Origin of the sequence: Nonomuraea sp. NPDC049607 (assembly GCF_040675375.1) — a bacterium.
In the GTDB taxonomy this organism is placed as follows: Bacteria; Actinomycetota; Actinomycetes; order Streptosporangiales; family Streptosporangiaceae; genus Nonomuraea.
In genome coordinates, this window is sequence record NZ_JBFAOV010000104.1 from 1 (window position 1) to 1,608 (window position 1,608).

1 protein-coding gene and 2 pseudogenes are annotated in these 1,608 nt (G+C 70.6%); 1 reads left to right on the plus strand and 2 read right to left on the minus strand.

The window, feature by feature from the left end; all coding sequences use genetic code 11:
• Together AB0J97_RS51585 and rsmI are read right to left on the minus strand one after the other, a co-directional pair.
• Positions 1-312, minus strand: a pseudogene (locus AB0J97_RS51585) (phospholipid carrier-dependent glycosyltransferase); the annotation flags it as partial.
• Between the two features lie 5 nt (positions 313-317).
• Positions 318-1,181 carry a 16S rRNA (cytidine(1402)-2'-O)-methyltransferase gene (gene rsmI / locus AB0J97_RS51590; RefSeq protein ID WP_364104818.1) on the minus strand — a complete coding sequence of 288 codons (864 nt, stop codon included), beginning with the start codon at positions 1,179-1,181 and terminating at the stop codon, positions 318-320.
• A 58-nt stretch (positions 1,182-1,239) separates the two neighbouring features.
• Between rsmI and AB0J97_RS51595 the strand changes: the two are divergent.
• Positions 1,240-1,608 (plus strand): annotated as a pseudogene (locus AB0J97_RS51595) (phospholipid carrier-dependent glycosyltransferase); the annotation flags it as partial.

Consider the following 1,608-nt stretch of genomic DNA (forward strand, 5'->3'; position numbering starts at 1 on the left):
CGGATGGGCGACGAACGACGCGCAGTCGGACGGCTCAGCACACTGGCGGAAGATGTCCAGATTCCCGGCGATGAGCCGCCGGTCGGCGACGGGGTTCTTGGCGTCGCCGAGCATCGCGCGCTCGACCCCGTACCTGAGCAGGGAGTAGGCGTCCTTGGCGTAGTAGGTCTCGTCGAAGACGACGGCCTTGGGCTCGCCGAGGCGGACGAACCGCAACAGGCCGCCGAAGAGGGCGACCAGGAGCGGGCCCGCCCAGCCTAAGAGCGGCCGCCCCTGGAACGGCGGGACCAGTCTCCGAGCCGTCTCCCCCATGTTGATCACCCTATGCGCTTGTGCACCAGGTCATACAGCTCCCGTCTCGGCACCCCCGCGCCCTTGGCCACGTCGGCGATGGCGGTCCTGCGCTGCTCGCCCTCGGCCACCCGGCGGTCGACCTCGGCGACCAGCTCGTCCATGTCGGGCTCGCCCGCACCGGGCACGCGGCCCGCGACGACCACGGTGATCTCGCCCTTGACGCCGCCCGCGGCCCACTCGGCCAGCTCGCCGAGGCCGCCGCGGCGCACCTCCTCGTACGTCTTGGTCAGCTCGCGGCAGACGGCCGCCGGGCGGTCGGCCCCGAACGCCTCGGCCATGGCGCCCAGCGACTCGGCCAGCCGGTGGGGAGCCTCGAAGAAGACCATCGTCCGTTCCTCGGCGGCCAGCGCGGACAGCCGCCGCGCCCGGTCGCCGGTCTTGCGCGGGGGGAAGCCCTCGAAGCAGAACCTGTCGCTGGCCAGCCCCGACACCGCGAGGGCCGTGGTGACGGCGCTCGGCCCCGGCAGCGCGGTCACCGTGATGCCCGCCTCGACCGCCAGGTGGGTGAGGCGGTAGCCGGGGTCGGACACCCCGGGCATCCCGGCGTCGGTGATGACCACGACCGTGCGGCCCTGTCTCAGCGCCTCGACGAGCTCCTGGGCACGGCCCGCCTCGTTCTGGTCGTAGTAGGACACCACCCGGCCGCTGATCTCCACGCCCAGCTCGGTGGCGAGCCTGCGCAGCCGTCTGGTGTCCTCGGCGGCCACCACGTCGGCCCCGGCGAGCACCTCCCGCAGCCGCGGCGAGACGTCACCCGCCTGGCCAATGGGCGCTCCGGCCAGCACCAACCTGCCTTCTTCAGTCACCAGACCATTGTGGCAGGGCATACCAATTAGACCGTGATTCTTGCAGTACCTAACGGCTTGGGGCCCGTACGATGTCCGAATGGCGGTGACCGATTCCCCGTACCAGGCCTACGACAACCCGGAGGTCGGCGAGAGTCATTCGCAGACGCGGTCCCTGCGTGACCGGGTGATCCCCCCCATGCGCGGCAGCGTCCTGTGGGGGTGGGTCGGCCCGCTGCTCATCACGCTCTTCGGCGGGATCCTGCGCTTCGTCAATCTGGGCCACCCCCGGGCCGTGGTCTTCGACGAGACCTACTACATGAAGGACGCCTTCTCCCTGATCAACTGGGGCGTCGAGCGCGTCACGATCAAGGACGCGGACAAGGCGATCCTGGCCGGGAAGACCGACATCTGGCAGTCGTGCACGCAGGAGACGCTCGACAAGTGCGCCTCGTACGTGGTGCACCCT

What these genes read in the sequence shown, in the direction of transcription:
- rsmI (WP_364104818.1), bottom strand. Translation starts at nt 1,181, where the DNA reads ATGCCCTGCCACAATGGTCTGGTGACTGAAGAAGGCAGGTTGGTGCTG.